Origin of the sequence: Janthinobacterium sp. PC23-8 (assembly GCF_002250505.1) — a bacterium.
In the GTDB taxonomy this organism is placed as follows: domain Bacteria; phylum Pseudomonadota; class Gammaproteobacteria; order Burkholderiales; family Burkholderiaceae_D; genus Janthinobacterium.
Genome location: NZ_NJGY01000004.1, coordinates 143,632 through 161,753 on the forward strand (window position 1 = coordinate 143,632; position 18,122 = coordinate 161,753).

Below are 18,122 nucleotides of genomic sequence, written 5' to 3' on the forward strand. Positions count from 1 at the left end.
ATTTTTATATGGCTTGGCACAAGGCCGGAGGCTGCCGCCGGTGAGGCTGGCCAACAGCCGCTTCAGCCGTTTCAGCCGTTTCAGCCGTTTCAGTCGTTACCGGCATGCAGGCGCAGCAACCGGGCCTGATCGGCCGTACTGCGCACCAGCGTCGCCAGTGCGCCTTGCAGCGCCGCGCCGTCGAGCACCGGCGCTTGCAGCACGGCGGCCAGCTCGCCGGCTGCGGCGAACAATCCCAGGGTGCTGCAGCCCAGGTGCAGGCGTTCGACCTGCTGGCGCGCCTGGGCCGGCTCGCCGTGCGCCAGCAGCGTCTCGACCACGCTGGCGGCCGCCCCGGCCTGCTCCTGGAAGCCGGCCAGGTAGGCCTGCAGGCGTTCGCGATCGACGCCCAGCCGCCGCAAGGTCAGGCCCGGCGCTTCGGCCAGCGGCGCATCAGCGGCAGCGGCAGCGACAGCGCAGCAGGCATCGAGGTGCTGGCGCACCTGTTCCTGCTGGAACGGTTTGACGATATAGCCGGCGGCGCCGGCGCGCACCGCGTCGCGCACCGTGTCCTGGTCGTTGGCCGAGGACACCAGCACCAGCGGCATGGCGTCGAGCGCGCTGTCGGCGCGCACCTTGCGCAGCAACTCCATGCCGGACAGGCGCGGCATGCGCAGGTCGCAGAAACACAGGGTCGGGCGCAACCCGCCTTCGAGCTGCTGCCAGGCGGCGGCGCCGTCCTCCGCTTCCACGATATCGTGCACACCGCAACTGTCGATCAGGTGCATCAGCACCATGCGCGACACCACATCATCATCGACCACCAGTACTTTCATTGCCGTCTCCATCGCCGGCGCCTGCAATACGCCGGGTCCTTATTCTACCGAACTTCGCGCTGGTCGCAGCGCAGATTGTTTTTCATGCATCATGCTGGCCTGGCGCTGATTTCCGCCAGCAGGGCGTGCAGGCGCGGCAGCGCTTGCGCCACGCGCGCCCAGTGGCCGCCGTCGGCCGCCGCTTCCATTTCCGTGCACAGCAGATGCAGGGCCGCTTCGTCGAGATAGGCGGCGCTGCCCTTGAAGCCATGCAGCAGGCGCCCGGCAGCGTCGCTGTCGCGCGCGGCCAGCGCCACGTCGAGTTCGGCCAGCCGGCCGGCCAGGTCCTGCGCAAAGGCGCGACGCAATCGCCGCCGCAGCGCCTCGCTGCCTGCGCCCTGCCCCGCCGGGGGAGCGGTGGCGGCCGGCGCCACGCCGAACAGCGCATCGAGTTCGGCCTGGCCGCGCGCCAGCAGCCGTGGCGGCATGGATGGCAGGGGCGGCAGCAGATGGCCGCGCGCCAACTGGCGCGCGATGGCGCGTCCCAGCAGGCAGTGCAGCGCCGCCTCGTCGACCGGTTTGCTGAGAAAGTCGTCCATGCCGGCGCCCAGGTAGCGGCTGCGATCTTCGTCGCTGGCGTTGGCCGTCAGCGCGACGATCATCACCTGCTGGTCGCAGACCGGCTGGTCCGGCAGGCCGCCGGCGCGTATCAGGCGCGTCGCCGTGGCGCCGTCCATTTCGGGCATGCGGCCGTCCATCAGCACCAGGTCGTAGCGCGTTTGCGTGCAGGCGGCCACGGCCAGCGCGCCATTGGCCACCACCTCGACCCGGTGCCCCAGGTCTTCGAGCATCACGCGAATGATGATCTGGTTGGTCGGAAAATCCTCGGCGCACAGCACGCGCAACTGGTGGCTGTGCGGCGCGAGCGCCACCTGCGGCACCAACAGCGGCGCCACGCCGTCGGCCAGCGGCACGGTGAACTGGAACGTGCTGCCCTGCCCCGGCACGCTGGCCACGGCGATGTCGCCGCCCATCAGTTCGACCAGCTGGCGGCAGATCGCCAGGCCCAGTCCGGTGCCGCCGTAGCGGCGCGTGGTGCTGGCGTCAGCCTGTTCGAATTTCTGGAACAGGCGCTCCATCGCATCGGCTTCGATGCCGATGCCGCTGTCGCTGACGGTAAAGCGGATCAGATTGGCCTGGCGCGCGCCCGGCGCAACCGGCGCCAGGCCGCAGCGCTCGACGCGCAGGCGCACGCCGCCGCGCTGGGTGAACTTGAAGGCGTTGCCGACCAGGTTGACCAGCACCTGGCGCAAGCGCGTCGGGTCGCCCACCACGAAGCCGGGCAGGTCGGGCGCCAGGTCGATCGCAAAGCCGATGCTGCGCGCGGCCGCCTGTTCCCCGAACAGGCTGGCCACGTTGTCGATTGCCGCGCCGAGCGCGAAATCGATGTTTTCCATGGTCAGCTTGCCCGCTTCGATCTTCGAAAAATCGAGCAGGTCGTTGATGATCGCCAGCAGCGACTGGGCATTGGCCTGGCCGCGCAGGATCTGTTCGCGCGTCGCTTCGTGCAACTGGCCGTCGCGCAGGGCAAAGCCCAGCATGCCGATCACGCCGGCCAGCGGGGTGCGCATCTCGTGGCTCATATTGGCCAGAAATTCCGATTTCTGCCGCGTCGCGTCCTCGGCCTTGCGCTTGGCCAGGCGCAGGCTTTCCTCGTTTTGCGTCAGGCTGGCGTTGGCCAGCGCCAGCTCGTCGGCCTGGGCCCGCACCTCGATCTCCTTGGATTGCAGCTCCAGGTTTTTTTGCGACACCTCGGCCGTGCGCGCGCTGACCAGTTTTTCCAGCTTGCCCTGCTGGCGCCGCACGGCGCCCATGCGCTGGCGGTAGGCGCCGTAGATGGCGCCGACCAGCAACAGCACGGCCACGGTGCGGAACCACCAGGTCTTCCAGGTCGGCGGCAGGATGGTAATGGCCAGGGTGGTGCCGGTCTCGTTCCAGACGCCGTCCTTGTTGGCCGCCTTGACGCGGAACACATACTCGCCCGGATCGAGATTGGTGTAGGTGGCAAAGCGCCGGCCGGCGTCCGTCATGACCCAGTCCTGGTCAAAACCTTCGAGCCGGTAAGCGAACATATTGCGCTGCGGCGCGGCAAAATGCAGGGCCGCGAACTCGAGCGAAAACACGCTCTCGCGGCTGGTCAGGGTCAGGCTGCGCGTGTGGTCGATGGCCGTGTGCAGCAGGTGGGCAAACTCGCCGCGCCCCACCGCGACGTGCTTGTTGAACACCTGCAGTTCCGTGATGGCCACCAGCGGCGGCACGCGATTGTCGTGGATCTCGGCCGGCACAAAGGCGGTCATGCCGTTGAAGCCGCCGAAATACATGGTGCCGTCCTCGGCGCGCAAGGCGGCGCCGTCGAAGTAGGAGCCCTCGGCCGTGCCGTCGGCGCTGTCGTAGTTGCGAAACTGGCCGCTGCGCATGTCGAGCCGGGTGATGCCGCTGTTGGTGCTGAGCCAGAGCTGCTCGTTGTCGTCGCCGAGGATGCTGGCAACCGCATCGTCGGCCATGCCGTCCTTGCGCAGGAAGCGCCGGAAGCGGATGGCGCCCTGCGCATCGACATCCATGCGGTTCAGGCCATTGGCCGTGCCCACCCACAGCACGCCGCGTTTGTCCTCATGCAGGTAGTGCACTTCGTCGTGACTGAGACTGGACGCGTCCTTCGCATCGTGGCGGTAATGGCGGAAGGTGCCGGTGGCGCGCTCGAACAGGTCCAGGCCGTGGAAGGTGCCTATCCACAGCCGTCCCTTGCTGTCTTCCAGCACCGGGCGCACGGTATTGTCGGCCAGGCTTTCGGGCCTGGCGGGATCGTGGCGGTAGGTGGAAAATTTGCCGCTGGCGGGATCGAAATGGTGCACGCCGCCGCGCGTGGAGACCCACAGCTTGCCGCCGCGCTCGCCCGCCACATTGCGGATGGTGTCGCTGTTCGGGTCGCCCACGGCAAAGCGGGTGGTGGAAAAACGCCGCGTGGCCAGGTCAAAGCGGTGCAGTCCCGAACTGCCCCCCACCCACAGCGCGCCATCGCCGCGCGCGTACAGCGAGGTCACCTGCTCGTCGCGCGACACGCCGGGCGTGGACTGGAAATCGAACAGTTCGGTGGAACCATCGCGCGTGTCATACAGTTTCAGGCCGCCACTGGTGGCCAGCCACAGCTTGCCGGCGCCCGCATCGGCCAGCGCGCGCACTTTTTTATCGGCCAGCGCGGCCATGTCGCCGGGCGCGCGCACCATGCGCGAAAAGCCGCCGCTGCCCAGGTCGGCCCGGCTCACGCCGTTGTACCAGGTGCCGACCCACAAGGTGCCGGCGCGGTCGCGGAACAGCGAGGCCAGCTGGTTGTCGGCCACGCTGACCTTGTCACCCGTCTGGTGGCGGAACTGCTGGAAGGTATCGCTCTCGCACTGCCAGCGCAGCAGGCCGTCGGCATTGCTGCCCAGCCAGACGGTGCCGTCGATGTCCTGGTACAGGCTCGACACGCGCAGGGCCGCAAAGCCGTGCTGCGGCCCCAGGCGCTGGCGCGAGACGGGCGGCTGGCCCTTGGCGCCCAGGCGCCAGCGCTCGGCGCCGGCGCGCGTGCCGATCCACAGGTTCTGCTCGCGGTCGACCAGCAGCGCATGGATCAGGTTGTATTTCGAGGCCGGCGACGGATCGATCACAAAATGTTCAAAGCGTTCACCGCCGGGCGCCAGCATGTCCAGCCCCGTCACCGTGCCAATCCACAGACGGCCCTGGGCGTCGAGCGCCAGGCTCTTGATTTCGTTGTCGACCAGGCTGTCAGGATTGCCTGCTTCATGGTGCCAGCTGCGAAAGGCGCCGGTGCCAAGGTCGAAATGCTGCAGGCCGTCGGCAGTGCCGATCCAGAAACCGTGCACGCCATCGTCGACGATGGCGTTGATATGCCGGCTGCCGTTGCCGCGCTTGCCCTTGCCCTGGGCCTGGTAGTGGACAAAGCTCTGGGTGGCCGAATCGAAACGGTCCAGGCCATTGTCGGTGCCGACCCATAACTGGCCGCCGCGGTCGACATGCAGCACGCCGACCCAGTTGTCGGCCAGGCTGGCAGGGTCGCCTTCGATATTCTTGTAGACCACCGCGCGGTAGCCGTCGTAGCGGCTCAGGCCCGACTGGCTGCCGAACCACATGAAGCCTTGCGCATCCTGGGCAATGGCCAGCACCGATTCCTGCGCCAGGCCGTGTTCGACGCTGAGCTGGTCGAAACGCAAGGTGCGCGCCGGCGCCGCCCCGGCTTCCCCCCAGCCACCCACCAGCATGCACACCAACCACGCCACAGCGCATACACGTCGAAATACCCGCACAATCGTCCAGTCAAAAAAATGCGCGATTGCGCATCAGGCGGCGAAAAACGCCAGTACATCGTCCTTGCGGGCCTGCGTGTCGCGCTGTCCAAGACGAATCAGCTCGTTAGTATACGTTGATTCAAACAATAAATACGACGCCAGCGCCGCACCCCGCGCTTCGGCCGCGCCGATGCCCGACAACATGGTGCGTATCGGCCGCGGCAAGCTGCCGATATGGCGGCTGGCGATCGCGTCGAGCCGCTCGGACGGCGCGATCACCAGCAACTCGACCGGCCGCAGCGCTGTCTTGCCCAATAATTCGGGCGGCAGCATCGATAACGTCAGGTTGATGCGGTTCAGGCGCTCGATATCGACCGCCAGCCCGTCGAGGAAGATCGACGACAGCGCATGGCCGGCGATCTGCGCCAGGCTCGGGTAGCGCGCCGATTCGGCCTTGCCGGGCGCCGGTTCCGTCATGCGCCCGGCGCCCACCACCAGCACCTTGTTCGCGCCCAGGTGGATGGCCGGCGAAATGGGCGCCAACTGGCGCATCGAACCGTCGCCGCAGTATTCCATCTGGCCGCCGATAAACAAGGGCACGGCCGGGAAGATAAAGGGAATCGCGGCCGAGGCCAGCAGGTGCTCGACGCCGATCTGGTCCTGCAGCGCCAGGCGCTGGGTGCGCACCCAGGGAGCGATCTCGGCGCCGGTCTGGTAGAACGTCATGTGCCGGCTGCCCGAGTACGACGAGGCGGTGACGGCCAGCGCATGCAGGCGGCCGTCGGCCAGCGCCGCGTCCAGGCGCGGCAGGTCGAGCATGCGGTGCAGCAGGCTGACCAGCGGCGTGTTGTCGAGCAGGGAACTGGGCGGCGATGCATGCCACTGGCGCAGCAGCCAGCCGAACGACAGCAGCGACAGCCAGCGCGCGCCCGAACGGATCACGCCCAGCGAATCGGCGCGGTAGACCTGCTCAACCTGGATATGCTGCCACACGTCGAGCAGCTTTTGCACGCCTTCGCCGAAATGGTCGGCGCGGCAGGCCAGCGCGGTGGCGTTGATGGCGCCGGCCGAGGTGCCGCAGATAATGTCGAAGGGATTGCGCTCCGGCGCCCAGCCCGCTTCAAGCAGGATGGACGAGATCGCTTGCAGCACCCCCACCTGGTAGGCCGCGCGTGCCCCGCCGCCGGTCAGTATCAAGCCTGTTTTATTATTTTCCGTTCCCATGCGGGCAGATTAGCAGGCTCAAGATGCTTTTGGGAAAACTTGATGGCGGCGCTGTTGTTACGCCGCCATGGCCTGCTTGCCGCAAGGCAGCTTTTACTTCGGTTGCATGCGAATCGCGCCATCGAGGCGGATGGTTTCGCCATTGAGCATCACGTTTTCAACAATCGCTTTCACCAGCTGCGCATATTCGTCGGGCTTGCCCAGGCGCGAAGGGAATGGCACCATCTTGCCCAGCGCATCCTGCACTTCGGCCGGCATGCCGAGCACCATCGGCGTTTCGAAAATGCCGGGCGCCACGGTCATCACGCGGATGCCGCTGCGCGACAGGTCGCGCGCCATCGGCAGGGTCAACCCCGCCACCGCTGCCTTGGACGAGGCATAGGCGGCCTGGCCGATCTGGCCGTCAAAGGCCGCCACCGACGCCGTATTGATGATGATGCCGCGCTCGCCTTCGCTGGTGGCATCGAGCTTGCCCATGGCATCGGCCGCCAGGCGGCACATATTGAAGGTGCCGACCAGGTTGATGTTGACCACTTTCTGGAACAGCGCCAACGGATGCGGGCCATCCTTGCCGACGGTTTTCGCGGCCGGCGCCACGCCGGCGCAGTTGACCAGGCCGCGCAAGGTACCCAGTTCGCTTGCCGCTGCCACCACCGCCAGGCCGTCTTCCTCCGATGTCACGTCGCATCGCACGAAGACGCCGTTCAGTTCGGCAGCCAGCGCCTGGCCGGCGTCGACCTGCACGTCGGCCAGCACGACCTTGCCGCCGGCAAGCGTGAGCATGCGCGCGGTGGCCGCGCCCAGGCCCGAAGCGCCGCCGGTGATGATAAATACATTGTCCTGAATTTGCATGAAGTCCTCTGTTGGTTTGAATGAATGTGCTTACATTAACGTTTACGTAAACGTCATGCCAGCGCTAATTGTAGCGATTTTTTGCCTTGTAGCCAGCATTACTGCGGGCAGGACTGGAAGAATCAGCGCGACAGCACGAAAGCGCCTGCCGTGATCAGGACGATGCCGGCTATTTTCGGCAGCGTCAGCGCCTCCTGCAACACGACGCAGCCGAGCACGGTGACCAGCGCCATGGTAATGGCAGTCATGGCGGGATAGGCCAGGCTGATCTGCAGTTTTTCCAGCGCCACCGCGTAGCAGATGAAGCCCAGCGCATAGGCGCCGCCGGCGCCGCCCAGCCAGGCCAGGCGCTGCAGGTTGATGCCGCCGCCGTGCTGGCCGGACATTTTGATCAACAAGGTGGCGGCAGCGCTGGCGATGGCAGCCATCGCGCACCAGAGGTATCCTGCAAAAACAGTATTCATGGGCAATTTTCAGGTGAGTGCTGGCAGGCTGGCGCCGATGCCTGCGGCCTGGCCGGCTGCCCCCGGCCCTCGGCCGGCACGCGCACGGCGGCGGTGCCGAGGCGGGCACTGAGCGAACACAGCATCAATGCCATGGCGACAGGAATGAAAGCGTCGAACTGACGCGCTTCGTTGAACTGCCCCACCAGCGCCGTCATGACAAACAAACAAGGCAGGATGATGACGCCACGGCGCAGCGGCGACGGGGCATGGCGCCAGCCGGTGGCAGCCAGGGCATACCACAACAGCAAGGGCCACAGCTTGCGCACCAGCAGGCGCGGTTCGTCCTGCAGCAGATGGAGATTGAACATCAGCTTGCCGCCTTCCCAGGCCTGGTGCGCCGGCAGCACATGGAACAGCAGCAGGCGCACCAGGCCATACAAGAGCAGTTGCAGCGCAAGCCAGCCGGCCAGCGAGCGCAGCGGCATGCTGCCGAAAAACATGCAGGCGCTGGCGACGATCAGGAACAGCGTGATCTCGTGATTGAAGGTGCCCACCACCAGCATCGCCAGATAAGGCAGCCATTCGCGCCGCAACAAATGGTAGAGGCAAAAGGCAAACACAAAGATGATGCCGATATCATAAAAGGTGTAGTACTCGAGCGTCGGCGCCCACATGCACAGCGCCAGCGCCTGCCCCATAAAGGCCAGGTCGCGGCGGATGAACCGGCTGGCCAGACGGCGCACCGCCCACAGCATCAGCACCACGGCCAGCATCTGCGCGCACAAGAAAGCCGCGATCGCGCCCAGCTGCGGCATCGCGTAGTGCAGCAGTTGCGCCGGGAAAATGAACAGCACGCGATGCTGGAACGGCGGCCGGCCTTCATAGGCCATGATCTGCTCGATCACATACCATTGTTCTTCGGTGCCGTAATACGCCAGGAAACCCAGCGCCGCCGCCGCGTAGGTGGCAAAGATCAGGTAATCGCGCCAGTCACTGCCCGCAGCGAGAGGCCGGCGCAAACGATGCAGGGCCAGCGCTGCTGTGGCGGTCACGACCAGCCACAGGATCAGGCAAAAGGTCAGCAGCCCGTTGAGCTTGTCGAGGTAGAAATCGAGGGGATGCCTGCCGGCATGCGCCAGCAGCCGGTTCAATGCCGGCAGGGACAGCCCCTGGTACATCTGCGTCAGCAGCGCGCCGCCAGCCAGGAAGGACATAACCAGCAGTACCGCCATGCACAGGGAGAACAGCAGCAGTTGCCGGCGAAGGCGATCGAGGCTCATGGGGAGTAGCGGGAAAGTTTAATCACCATGCAATTATAAACTTTGCATGATGATTGTCGCATGATCTAGCCAAATAAATAACGATATAAACAGGCGCCCCTTGTAGCTTCTTTAGAAACACTGCAGGAACGCGCCATTGCGATGGCAGACGCGCCCATTGGCGTCGAGCGTGGCATTGCCGACGCCGCCGTCATGACGCATGCCCGAGGCGTCGCGGCAGCCGCCGCTGTCGCAGGAATTGATCGGCAAGGGCGCACCTGGCACCGGCGCATGGCTTGCCGGCGGCAGCGTTTGATGCTCAGTTTGATGCTCAGTTTGATATTCAATCACCGGTGGCGGCATGCGGGTGGCCGGCATGCGACCCATCACCTGCGGCACGGCCCGGCGCGGCGCCACCGGCGGCGCCGTGGCGCACGGTTCGATGGCCAGCCTGGTGGGGTCTTGCGGATCGAGGCGGCAGATCGGCAGCGCTGTGACGGGCACGGGATCGTTGGTCGCTTCCTGTCCGGCAGCCCAGGCGCCGCCGACGAACAACAACAGCAATAGGGTGGATCTCATCCGGTTCTCCCGCAAACGGTGATGACTGCATGGCAGGCCTGCGCGGCGCAAGACAGGGCCAGAGTAACGCTTTTTCAACAGTACCGGCGCGGGCCAGCCATCCGGACTCGTGGAGCCCGCCAGCAGCCTGGCTACCAGCGCGGCGGCGGCGTGTTCGGCGGCGGGGTGGCGGCATTGGCGGGCACCTGGCTCATCATTTGGCCGGCGACCGGCACCTTGTGGCCGCTGGCGTACATGCATTGCTGGTAGGCGCTGTCATAGCGCTGCTGCATGCCATACGCAGAACTGTCGGCCGCGCCGGTGCCGGCCAGGCTGCCGAACACCAAGCCGGTGCCGGCGCCCACGCCAGCGCCATGGCCGCCATCGATGGCGGCGCCCGCTACCGCACCAAGCACGGTGCCGAGCGCCGCGCTGCGCAGGCCACTGTCGACGCCGGCCTGCTGGGCCGAGGCGCCGCCGAGCTGCCCTTGCGCGTAGCTGCGGCACTGCAGGTCATCGCTGCGAAACTGGTCAAAGCTCTTGCCCGTGCCGGGCAAGACCATCACCGATGGTCCGTTGGGCGTGACCGCGCAGGCGGCCAGCACCAAAGGCGCCAGCAATACCATCACGTGCATTCGTTTCATGTTCCACCTCGCTGCTCAGGAAATCGCTAGCGCACGCTGCCGGGCGGCACGGCGCGCCACGGCGTTGCGCAACTGTTGACATACGGATAGTAGCCCTGGGGACGGGCGCAGTAGTACCACATCTGCGCCGTCGGCACGCCGCCCTGCTCGATATACACGGGCGGCGTCTGCACGATCACGGCCGGGCGGCCGTAGCGATAGGCGTAGGGCCGGTACCAGGGATCGTCATACCAGCCCGGACCATAGCGCCAGGACGAACCAATCCAGACGCTGGCATGCGAATGGTGGTGGCGGTGACCATGAAAATGACCATGGCCATGACCGGGACCGTGACCGCGATCAAAGCCCCAGGCCAGTGAAGGACTGGCCAGGGCGGCCAGCACGGCCACCACGGCGACGGCGGCCGCCACCAGCGGCGCCGGGCGGCGGCCGCGTGCTTGTTCAGACTTGTCCATGACCTCCTCCGTCGTCACTGTCTGCAATCATCTCCATTATTGACAGACAGTGAAGCGGACAAAAGGTGCCGTAACAATTTCTCACTTTTGATACGCGGCCGATATGGAGTACGAGAAATAGCGGCCGCTGGCCAAGCTACTGCGGCGGCGCCAGCTGGGCCGGCGTCTGCGGCGTCAATATCGGTGGCGCGGCGGCGGTCACGGGCGCCGGCGCCTTGACGGCCAGCCAGCCGGTGGCCGGCAGCAACGGCACCAGCAGCAGCGCCACGATATTGATGATCTTGATCAGGGGGTTGACGGCCGGCCCGGCCGTGTCCTTGTAGGGGTCGCCCACGGTGTCGCCGGTGACGGCCGCCTTGTGCGCGTCGGAACCCTTGCCGCCGAAATGACCGTCCTCGATATATTTTTTGGCGTTGTCCCAGGCGCCGCCGCCGGTGGTCATGGAAATGGCCACGAACAGGCCGGTGACGATCGTCCCCATCAGCAAGCCCCCCAGCGCCGCCGGCCCCAGCAGCATGCCGACCACGATGGGCACCACCACCGGCAGTAACGATGGCACGATCATTTCGCGGATCGCCGAAGCCGTCAGCATGTCGACCGCCTTGTCATATTCGGGCCGCGCCGTACCTTCCATGATGCCCTTGATGTCGCGGAACTGGCGCCGCACTTCCACCACCACGGCGCCGGCCGCGCGCCCCACCGCCTCCATCGCCATCGCGCCGAACAGGTAAGGAATCAGGCCGCCGATAAACAGGCCGACGATCACCATCGGGTTCGACAGATCAAACGTGATGTGCTGGCCCACCGATTCGAGCGCATGCGTATAGTCGGCGAACAGCACCAGCGCGGCCAGGCCGGCCGAGCCGATGGCATACCCCTTGGTGACGGCCTTGGTGGTGTTGCCGACGGCGTCGAGCGGGTCGGTAATCGCGCGCACGGAGTCGGGCAGGCCCGACATTTCGGCGATGCCGCCCGCGTTGTCGGTAATCGGGCCGTAAGCGTCGAGCGCAACGATAATGCCGGCCATCGACAGCATGGCGGTGGCCGCGATCGCGATGCCGTACAGGCCCCCCAGCTGGTACGACACCAGGATCGCCACGCACACGGCCAGCACCGGATAGGCGGTCGACTTCATTGATACGCCGAGGCCGGCAATGATATTGGTGCCGTGGCCGGTGGTCGACGCTTCGGCGATATGGCGCACCGGCTTGAAGTCGGTACCCGTGTAGTACTCGGTGATATACACCATCAGGCCCGTGAGCACGATGCCGACCACGCTGGAACCCATCATCTTGTAGCGCATCGCGTCGCTTGGCCACAGCAGCCAGGTGACCACGGCAAAGCCCAGCAGCGACAGGCCGGCCGCCCACCACAGCCCCGTGTACAGGGCCGACATGATTTTCTTGCCGGGCGCGGTTTTGACCATCGAGCAGCCGACAATCGACGCCAGGATGGACACCGCGCCCAGCAGCAGCGGATAGATGATGGCCGCGCTACTCGCCTCGCCCAGCAGCAGCGCGCCCAGCAGCATGGTGGCGATCAGGGTCACGACATAGGTTTCGAACAGGTCGGCCGCCATGCCGGCGCAGTCGCCGACGTTGTCGCCCACGTTGTCGGCGATCACGGCCGGGTTGCGCGGGTCGTCTTCCGGGATGCCGGCCTCGACCTTGCCAACCAGGTCCGCCCCCACGTCGGCGCCCTTGGTAAAAATGCCGCCGCCCAGGCGCGCGAAGATGGAAATGAGCGAGGCGCCAAAGGCCAGCCCGATCAGGGGCTTGATCAGCTCATGCTGCGACAGCCCGGCCGCGCCGGTCGAAGCCAGCAGCCAGTAGAACAGGGTTACTCCGAGTAAACCCAGGCCGACCACCAGCATGCCGGTAATCGCACCGCCCTTGAAAGCCACGTTCAGGGCCTGGTTGATGCCCAGGGTGGCGGCCTGCGCCGTGCGCACATTGGCGCGCACCGAGACGTTCATGCCGATAAAGCCGCAGGCGCCCGACAGCACGGCACCGATCAGGAAACCGAGCGCCGTGTGCACGCCCAACAAGGCATAGATGGCGATCAGCAGCACCACGCCCACAAACGCGATGGTGCGGTACTGGCGCGCCAGGTAGGCGGCCGCGCCCTGCTGGATTGCCAGCGCGATTTCCTGCATGCGCGCATTGCCCGGGTCCTGTCGCAAGATCCAGCTGCGCGAGAGCAAACCGTAAATGACTGCGACCACGCCGCAGGCTACCGCAAACCACAGACTGGCTGCCATATCGTCTCCTTCTGTTTTTATACGACGTTATTGCCAACGACCGCCACGCCCCGGATAAGGGCGCGCGGCCAGGAAAACACGACCTGCAAAAAACACCACTGAAAACGAGAGCAGCCCATCCATGAAAAAAGCGGACACCCTGGTCCGCTTTCTGTGCTGCCTTATTCCGACAGGGCGGCAAATGCGCTGTCGCGGATTTGCTCGACCGGGCCGACGCCGGCGATGCGGCGGTATTTCGGTGCGCCCGGCAGGCCGGACTGCGCCCACTCATTGTAGTAACCGAGCAGGACCTTGGTCTGGTTGTGGTACACATCGAGGCGTTTCTTGACGGTTTCGGCCTTGTCGTCGTCGCGCTGGATCAAAGGCTCGCCGCTGATGTCGTCGATGCCGTCAACCTTCGGCGGATTGAACTTGATGTGATAGACGCGGCCCGAACCGGGGTGGCTGCGGCGGCCATCCATGCGCTCGATGATGGACTCGTCCGGCACGTCGATTTCCAGCACGTAGTCGACATTGATGCCGGCGTCCTTCATGGCGTCCGCTTGCGCGATGGTGCGCGGGAAACCGTCGAACAGATAGCCGTTGGCGCAATCGGCGTCCTGCAGGCGGTTCTTGACCAGGCCGATCATGATGTCGTCCGACACCAGGCCGCCCGCATCCATGACTTTTTTGGCCGCCATGCCCAGTTCAGTACCAGCCTTGATCGCCGCGCGCAGCATGTCGCCCGTGGAAATTTGCGGAATATTGTATTTTTCTTTGATGAAGTTAGCTTGGGTGCCCTTGCCGGCACCGGGTGCTCCTAACAGTATGAGACGCATTGAAGTTCCTAAAAAACAGATTTTGGATGGGTATGTGTAATTATTCTTAGATGGTGCCGTCTTGACTATCTTTCCCTACGAAACTTACCACAAAAAATCGCCGGAGCGCCAGTTTGGTAGCGATTTGGCATGCGCTGATTGATCAAAGCCAGCAATTATAAAAGTTGGCGTTTGAAAATGTGGTATTTGTCACAAACGCACAAATTATATTTGCATGCTTGCCGTTTTGCGGGTAGTACTTACTTGGCGGCGGCCCGATAGTGCGCCTGCACCCGTGCCAGGTCTTGCGGCGTATCGACGCCGGCGGCCGGCGCATGGTCGGTCACATGCACGGCGATGGCATGGCCATGCCATAGCACGCGCAATTGTTCCAGCGCTTCGATCTGTTCCAGCGGCGACGCTTCCAGCGCGGGATAGGCCTGCAGGAACGCATTGCTGTAGGCATACAAGCCGATATGACGCAGCGGTGCGTAGCCTGGCGCCAAGCTGTCGCGCGATTGCGCAAAGCCGTCGCGGTGCCAGGGGATGGTGGCGCGCGAGAAATACAGCGCGCGGTTGGCCTTGTCGAGCACCACTTTCACCACATTCGGATTGAAGGCCTCCATCGCGTCGTGCAAGCGGTGGGCGCAAGTGGCCATCGGCACGCCGGGGCGTATCTGCGCGGCGCAGGCAGCCAGCAGCCTGGGGTCGATCAGCGGCTCGTCGCCCTGCAGGTTGACCACCACAGCCTCCATAGGCAAACCCAGCGCCTGCGCCACTTCGGCGATGCGGTCGGTGCCCGACGGATGGTCGCCGCGCGTCATGCACGCCTCCACCCCATGCGCGGCGCAGGCGGCGCGGATGTCCTCGTGGTCGGTGGCGACAATCACGCGCGCAGCCCCCGACAAGGCGGCCTGCTCGGCCACGCGCACCACCATGGGCTTGCCGCCCAGGTCGGCCAGCGGCTTGCCCGGCAGCCGCGTCGACGCCAGGCGCGCCGGGATGATGACGATGAAGGACATCGTTTATTCCACGGCGTCTTGCAAGGTGCGCGCCTCGTCGGCCCACATGATGGGGATGCCGTCACGGATCGGATAGGCGAGGCGGTCAGGGCGGCAGATCAGTTCCTGCGCCTTTTTATCGTATTCAAGCGGGCCCTTGCAAACAGGGCAGACCAGGATATCAAGCAGTCGAGCGTCCACGACATTTCTCCACAATTTGTTGGGCCAGCGCGGCATCGATTTGCGCGCTGACCGGAACCACCCACAGTCTCGGGTCGTCTTTGAGATATTCAATTTGCGCACATTTTACTGCATCCTTCTCCGTGATCAAGATCACATCCGTGTCGAGCGCGGCAAAAGGCTGGTCGAGGAAATCATGATGATCGGGCAAGGGCAGCTCGTCGAAGCACAATCCGGCCTGGCGCAGCATGGCGAAAAAACGCTGCGGATTGCCGATGCCGGCGGCCGCCACGATGCGCTGGCCGCCGGCGGCAAACTGCGCCAGCGGCAGTTGTTCGCGGCGGTCGGCAAGGCGTTCGGCCACGCCGCCGGCCAGGCGCATCTGCACCAGCAGGCCATGATCTGGCGCCACGGTGGCCGCCAGGGCAGGCGCTATCTCGGCCGCATTGATCACCGTCACGTCGCGGCGCCGGTGCGGCGGTTCGCGCAAGGGACCGGCCGGCAGCAGCCAGCCATTGCCCACGCCACGGCTGTCGAACAGCACGATTTCCACGTCGCGTTGTAGCGCGTAATGCTGCAGGCCGTCGTCGGTAAGCAGCACATCGACCTCGGGATGGGCCGCCAGCAGCGCCCGGCCCGCCCCCGCGCGGTCGCGTCCCACCATCACCGGGCAGCCGCCGTGCTGGAAGATCAGGAGCGGCTCGTCACCCACCTGCTGCGCCGTGGAGTCACTCGTGACGGCGCGCGCAGAACGGTCGGCGCTGCCATGCCCGCGCGAAATCACGCCAGGGCGCAGGCCAGCCTCGCGCAAGGCTTGCACCAGCCAGATCGTCAGCGGGGTCTTGCCGGTGCCGCCGATAAAAATATTGCCGACCACCACCACGGGCACAGGCAGGCGTGCCGATTGCAGTATGTTTGCCCGGTACAGGCCGCGCCGCACGGCGCCCAGGGCGCCGAACAGCAGCGACACGGGCCACAGGACACAGGCCAGCGGGCCGCGTTTGAGCCAGGCGCGGGTCAGGGTGGTTTCCAGCATGGGCGCTACTTGTTGCCGCCAGCCTGGGCCGCAAACGTCAGCTTTTCATAGCCGGCCAGGCGCGCCGCTTCCATCACGTGGATGACCATCTGGTGCATGGCGAGCTGGTCGGCGTTGACCACCACCACCGGGGTCTGCGCGGGCGGCTTGCCGCCGTTGGCTTTGCTGGCCGCATCCTGCAGCGCGTCGGCCAGGCCGGCCACGTCGCGGAACGACACCGGCTGCAGGTTGACCGTGTAATTGCCCTTGGCGTCGATGGTGACGTCGATCTGCTGCGGCTTGTCCCTGGCCTGCTCGGCATTGGCCGTCGGCAAGGTGATCTGCAGCTGCGTCAACTTGCTGTAGGTGGTGCTGACCATCAGGAAGATCAGGATCACCAGCAGCACGTCGATAAACGGGATCAGATTGATTTCGGGGTCTTCCCTGCCCTTGCCTTTACGAAAGTTCATTGGCGGCCACTATGGACGAGGTCGACGAACTTGACCGCTTGCTGCTCCATGTCGATGACAAAACTGTCGACCAGGGCGCGGAAATGGCGATAGAACACCAGCGCCGGCATGGCGATCACCAGGCCGAACGCGGTGTTATACAGCGCCACCGAAATGCCGTGCGACAGCGCCGAGTTCGACGCGGTGGCGCCCGGCGAGGCAAAGATCTCGATCATGCCGACCACCGTGCCGAACAGGCCCATCAGCGGCGCCAAAGTAGCAATCGTGCCCAGGGTGGTGAGGAAACGCTCGAGCGTATGGGCCACGCCGCTGCCCGCTTCCTCGATCGACTCCTTCATCACCTCGCGCGGCGCGTCGACATTGCGCAAGGCGGCGGCCAGCACCACGCCCAGCGGCGAATTGGCTTCCAGCTTGGCGATCGTGTCGGGGGTGATCTTGCCGCTGCGATAGACCTGCACCACTTCATCGAACAGCTTGCGCGGCAGGATGCGCGCACGGCGCAGATACAGCAATCGTTCGATGATCAGGGCCAGCGCGACGATGGAAGCGATCAACAACAGCCAGACAGGCCAGCCGGCGGCTTGGAATATAGCGAGCAAAGGAACTCCTGGAAAGAAAGTGTCGTGTGAAGCAGAGGCAAAACATCGAATGGCGCAATGTAGCGCTTTGCAGCGCCGTCGGCAAGTGGCGCTTGTCGCATCCGCGCCAGCTGCCAGCGCGGCACGGCGCCGACCCGTTGCCGCAGTTTTGCACATATTGTGTGGATAAGATTGTGCGCAAGCCCCCTCAACGCATAGCAAGTACTTGATTTCATTGATGATTCATGGCATGCGCAAAATACAGGCATAGCATCTTTTCACAGCTAGTCAATGTTAATTAATCAATGAAACCAAAGTTCTGCACATTTACTGTGGACAAGATTGTGCGCAAAGCCCTCAATCATCAGCAGGTCATTGATTTTAAAGGAAAAGTTTTCACTGCGCAAAAATGTGGCAGCACAAGCGCATTGCGGACGATTCGGCGGCAACAAGTTCTGCACACAATCTGTGGACAAGATTGTGTGCAAGCGCAGCGTCAGGCGCCAAGTACATTGATTTATATCGTTTTTATTGCATCGATTAAAAAACAGGCAGAAGCGGGAAACGGGCGTTACCAGCCACTGCCATCGCAAGATCAGCAGCGTTTTCCGAGCCAGTGGCAGTTCCGCACAAAAAATGTGGATAAGATTGTGAGCAAGCATCTTGGCTCTAATGAAGATCGTTGATTTTAAAGGATTTTTCATAACTGCTTAAAAATAGTGCAGCACATTTCCAGCATGCAACGGCAAAAAACCGCCGCGATCGGACAAACGATTTATCCAGTTCTCCCCATATTCTGTGGATAAGATTGTGCGCAAGCCTGTACCCATTTTTTTATGTCCTTGATTTGTAAGACTATTCTTACATTGCGCAAAAATCAGGCAAGGAGAAATAAACAGGCGCCGGTGGATAATATCGTCGATATCCACAAGTTCTGCACATTTTTTGTGGATAAGATTGTGCGCAAGGCCATTTGCACCGCACCAAGTCCTTGATTTACAATGCTTTTATTTCCATGCGTAAAAATACAGCAGCGCCGTATTTACCTGGCGAATGGCCTCGCCGAGTTGTCGTTATCCGCAGCAAATAGTTCCGCACAATTTCTGTGGATAACTTTGTGCGTAAGTGCCTGCCGGAATGCTGAGGTGCTTGATATATAAGGACTTTTTCCTGCTGCACGCAAATCAGGCATGGTTAAAATCACCATAAAATCAATGACTTGGAAATAAAACTTGTTGTTTTT

The 18,122-nt window shown here is 64.0% G+C and carries 18 protein-coding genes; 1 reads left to right on the forward strand and 17 read right to left on the reverse strand.

Annotation, left to right across the window (positions count from 1 at the left end; all coding sequences use genetic code 11):
- Positions 1–89 precede the first annotated feature (89 nt).
- The 16 genes from CD932_RS24225 to CD932_RS24300 form a co-directional block, all read right to left on the reverse strand.
- Positions 90–815 carry a response regulator gene (locus CD932_RS24225; RefSeq protein ID WP_094445461.1) on the reverse strand — a complete coding sequence of 242 codons (726 nt, stop codon included), beginning with the start codon at positions 813–815 and terminating at the stop codon, positions 90–92.
- Between the two features lie 89 nt (positions 816–904).
- Complete coding sequence (locus CD932_RS24230; RefSeq protein WP_094445462.1) at positions 905–5,113, reverse strand: two-component regulator propeller domain-containing protein; 4,209 nt, start codon at positions 5,111–5,113, stop codon at positions 905–907.
- A 78-nt stretch (positions 5,114–5,191) separates the two neighbouring features.
- Entirely contained in the window at positions 5,192–6,364 is a 1,173-nt protein-coding gene (locus CD932_RS24235; protein WP_094445463.1) for a patatin-like phospholipase family protein, read from the reverse strand.
- Positions 6,365–6,457: 93 nt separating this feature from the next.
- A complete protein-coding gene (locus CD932_RS24240; RefSeq protein ID WP_094445464.1) occupies positions 6,458–7,216 on the reverse strand; it encodes a 3-hydroxyacyl-CoA dehydrogenase in 759 nt (252 codons plus the stop codon).
- 122 nt (positions 7,217–7,338) lie between these two features.
- Positions 7,339–7,680, reverse strand: coding sequence for an SMR family transporter (locus CD932_RS24245; protein ID WP_094445465.1), 342 nt, complete (start codon positions 7,678–7,680; stop codon positions 7,339–7,341).
- Complete coding sequence (locus CD932_RS24250) at positions 7,677–8,942, reverse strand: hypothetical protein (protein ID WP_094445466.1); 1,266 nt, start codon at positions 8,940–8,942, stop codon at positions 7,677–7,679. Before CD932_RS24250 ends, CD932_RS24245 begins: the two co-directional genes overlap by 4 nt.
- A gap of 111 nt (positions 8,943–9,053) precedes the next feature.
- Positions 9,054–9,500 (reverse strand): hypothetical protein, encoded by a 447-nt coding sequence (locus CD932_RS24255; protein ID WP_141213361.1) that lies wholly within the window; start codon positions 9,498–9,500, stop codon positions 9,054–9,056.
- 131 nt (positions 9,501–9,631) lie between these two features.
- Positions 9,632–10,123, reverse strand: a complete 492-nt coding sequence (locus tag CD932_RS24260; protein WP_094445468.1) for a glycine zipper family protein — start codon at positions 10,121–10,123, stop codon at positions 9,632–9,634.
- Between the two features lie 26 nt (positions 10,124–10,149).
- A complete protein-coding gene (locus tag CD932_RS24265; protein WP_094445469.1) occupies positions 10,150–10,578 on the reverse strand; it encodes a hypothetical protein in 429 nt (142 codons plus the stop codon).
- Positions 10,579–10,714: 136 nt separating this feature from the next.
- On the reverse strand, positions 10,715–12,838 hold the full coding sequence (locus CD932_RS24270; protein ID WP_094445470.1) for a sodium-translocating pyrophosphatase: 2,124 nt from the start codon (positions 12,836–12,838) through the stop codon (positions 10,715–10,717).
- A gap of 161 nt (positions 12,839–12,999) precedes the next feature.
- Positions 13,000–13,656 carry an adenylate kinase gene (gene adk / locus CD932_RS24275; RefSeq protein WP_094445471.1) on the reverse strand — a complete coding sequence of 219 codons (657 nt, stop codon included), beginning with the start codon at positions 13,654–13,656 and terminating at the stop codon, positions 13,000–13,002.
- Positions 13,657–13,895: 239 nt separating this feature from the next.
- Positions 13,896–14,657, reverse strand: a complete 762-nt coding sequence (gene kdsB / locus CD932_RS24280; protein ID WP_094445472.1) for a 3-deoxy-manno-octulosonate cytidylyltransferase — start codon at positions 14,655–14,657, stop codon at positions 13,896–13,898.
- A gap of 3 nt (positions 14,658–14,660) precedes the next feature.
- Positions 14,661–14,837, reverse strand: coding sequence for a Trm112 family protein (locus CD932_RS24285; RefSeq protein ID WP_094445473.1), 177 nt, complete (start codon positions 14,835–14,837; stop codon positions 14,661–14,663).
- Positions 14,818–15,852, reverse strand: coding sequence for a tetraacyldisaccharide 4'-kinase (gene lpxK / locus CD932_RS24290; RefSeq protein ID WP_094445474.1), 1,035 nt, complete (start codon positions 15,850–15,852; stop codon positions 14,818–14,820). Before lpxK ends, CD932_RS24285 begins: the two co-directional genes overlap by 20 nt.
- A gap of 5 nt (positions 15,853–15,857) precedes the next feature.
- Entirely contained in the window at positions 15,858–16,301 is a 444-nt protein-coding gene (locus CD932_RS24295) for a biopolymer transporter ExbD (protein ID WP_094445475.1), read from the reverse strand.
- Positions 16,298–16,900, reverse strand: coding sequence for a MotA/TolQ/ExbB proton channel family protein (locus CD932_RS24300; protein WP_094445476.1), 603 nt, complete (start codon positions 16,898–16,900; stop codon positions 16,298–16,300). The genes CD932_RS24295 and CD932_RS24300 overlap by 4 nt, the downstream gene beginning before the upstream one ends.
- A 323-nt stretch (positions 16,901–17,223) precedes the next feature.
- On the opposite strand from CD932_RS24300, the gene CD932_RS28470 reads away from it, so the two are divergent.
- Positions 17,224–17,565, forward strand: a complete 342-nt coding sequence (locus CD932_RS28470; RefSeq protein WP_141213362.1) for a hypothetical protein — start codon at positions 17,224–17,226, stop codon at positions 17,563–17,565.
- Between the two features lie 24 nt (positions 17,566–17,589).
- Here CD932_RS28470 and CD932_RS28475 read toward each other — a convergent pair whose 3' ends face one another.
- Positions 17,590–17,808: a hypothetical protein gene (locus tag CD932_RS28475; protein WP_141213363.1), complete on the reverse strand. Its 219-nt coding sequence runs from the start codon at positions 17,806–17,808 to the stop codon at positions 17,590–17,592.
- Positions 17,809–18,122: the final 314 nt, after the last annotated feature.

What these genes read in the sequence shown, in the direction of transcription:
- CD932_RS24225 (WP_094445461.1), bottom strand. Translation starts at nt 815, where the DNA reads ATGAAAGTACTGGTGGTCGATGATGATGTGGTGTCGCGCATGGTGCTG.
- CD932_RS24230 (WP_094445462.1), bottom strand. Translation starts at nt 5,113, where the DNA reads ATGCTGGTGGGTGGCTGGGGGGAAGCCGGGGCGGCGCCGGCGCGCACC.
- CD932_RS24235 (WP_094445463.1), bottom strand. Translation starts at nt 6,364, where the DNA reads ATGGGAACGGAAAATAATAAAACAGGCTTGATACTGACCGGCGGCGGG.
- CD932_RS24240 (WP_094445464.1), bottom strand. Translation starts at nt 7,216, where the DNA reads ATGCAAATTCAGGACAATGTATTTATCATCACCGGCGGCGCTTCGGGC.
- CD932_RS24245 (WP_094445465.1), bottom strand. Translation starts at nt 7,680, where the DNA reads ATGAATACTGTTTTTGCAGGATACCTCTGGTGCGCGATGGCTGCCATC.
- CD932_RS24250 (WP_094445466.1), bottom strand. Translation starts at nt 8,942, where the DNA reads ATGAGCCTCGATCGCCTTCGCCGGCAACTGCTGCTGTTCTCCCTGTGC.
- CD932_RS24255 (WP_141213361.1), bottom strand. Translation starts at nt 9,500, where the DNA reads ATGAGATCCACCCTATTGCTGTTGTTGTTCGTCGGCGGCGCCTGGGCT.
- CD932_RS24260 (WP_094445468.1), bottom strand. Translation starts at nt 10,123, where the DNA reads ATGAAACGAATGCACGTGATGGTATTGCTGGCGCCTTTGGTGCTGGCC.
- CD932_RS24265 (WP_094445469.1), bottom strand. Translation starts at nt 10,578, where the DNA reads ATGGACAAGTCTGAACAAGCACGCGGCCGCCGCCCGGCGCCGCTGGTG.
- CD932_RS24270 (WP_094445470.1), bottom strand. Translation starts at nt 12,838, where the DNA reads ATGGCAGCCAGTCTGTGGTTTGCGGTAGCCTGCGGCGTGGTCGCAGTC.
- adk (WP_094445471.1), bottom strand. Translation starts at nt 13,656, where the DNA reads ATGCGTCTCATACTGTTAGGAGCACCCGGTGCCGGCAAGGGCACCCAA.
- kdsB (WP_094445472.1), bottom strand. Translation starts at nt 14,657, where the DNA reads ATGTCCTTCATCGTCATCATCCCGGCGCGCCTGGCGTCGACGCGGCTG.
- lpxK (WP_094445474.1), bottom strand. Translation starts at nt 15,852, where the DNA reads ATGCTGGAAACCACCCTGACCCGCGCCTGGCTCAAACGCGGCCCGCTG.
- CD932_RS24295 (WP_094445475.1), bottom strand. Translation starts at nt 16,301, where the DNA reads ATGAACTTTCGTAAAGGCAAGGGCAGGGAAGACCCCGAAATCAATCTG.